General features: G+C 55.0%; 1 rRNA gene. It reads left to right on the top strand.

What is annotated here, in order from left to right:
- A 23S ribosomal RNA gene (locus tag ACF1B9_RS38040) occupies positions 1–1,130 on the top strand; the annotation flags it as partial.

The raw sequence follows: 1,130 nt of genomic DNA, 5'->3' as shown, positions 1-1,130 counted from the left end.
AAGCAGCAGTGTGAACTAGTTGTGGAGGCTGTGCGAGTGAGAATGCAGGCATGAGTAGCGAAAGACGAGTGAGAAACTCGTCCGCCGAATGACCAAGGGTTCCTGGGCCAGGTTAATCCGCCCAGGGTGAGTCGGGACCTAAGGCGAGGCCGACAGGCGTAGTCGATGGACAACGGGTTGATATTCCCGTACCCGTGTATCCGCGCCCAATGGCGAATCATCTGTGCTAACCGTCCTGAACCTGAGCGATCTCCTTCGGGAGACGTGAGGGGGATGCACGGGACCCTGGGTGTAGTAGTCAAGCGATGGGGTGACGCAGGAAGGTAGCTGGGCCAGTGAGTGGTTGTACTGGTGTAAGCCTGTAGGGCGTTGTGTAGGCAAATCCGCACAACATGAGCCTGAGAGGTGATGCGTAGCCGATTGAGGTGAATTCAGTGATCCTATGCTGCCGAGAAAAGCCTCTAGTGAGTTGGTACACGGCCCGTACCCCAAACCGACACAGGTGGTCAGGTAGAGAATACCGAGGCGATCGAGAGAACTGTGGTTAAGGAACTCGGCAAAATGCCCCCGTAACTTCGGGAGAAGGGGGACCTGATCTGGTGACCGGTCTTGCACCGTGAGCTGGGTTGGGTCGCAGAGACCAGAGAGAAGCGACTGTTTACTAAAAACACAGGTCCGTGCGAAGTCGTAAGACGATGTATACGGACTGACGCCTGCCCGGTGCCGGAAGGTTAAGAGGACCGGTTAGCGCTTCGGCGCGAAGCTGAGAATTTAAGCCCCGGTAAACGGCGGTGGTAACTATAACCATCCTAAGGTAGCGAAATTCCTTGTCGGGTAAGTTCCGACCTGCACGAATGGCGTAACGACTTCTCTGCTGTCTCAACCACAGACTCGGCGAAATTGCATTACGAGTAAAGATGCTCGTTACGCGCGGCAGGACGAAAAGACCCCGGGACCTTCACTATAGCTTGGTATTGGTGTTCGGTACGGTTTGTGTAGGATAGGTGGGAGACTGTGAAAGCCACACGCCAGTGTGGTGGGAGTCGTCGTTGAAATACCACTCTGATCGTATTGGACTTCTAACCTCGGGCCATGATCTGGTTCAGGGACAGTGCCTGGTGGGTAGTTTA

It is taken from the genome of Streptomyces sp. NPDC014727 (assembly GCF_043083485.1).
Classification (GTDB): Bacteria; Actinomycetota; Actinomycetes; order Streptomycetales; family Streptomycetaceae; genus Streptomyces.
The sequence above is the reverse complement of the archived record's forward strand: the minus strand, read 5'-3'. Positions and strand labels throughout refer to the sequence as shown.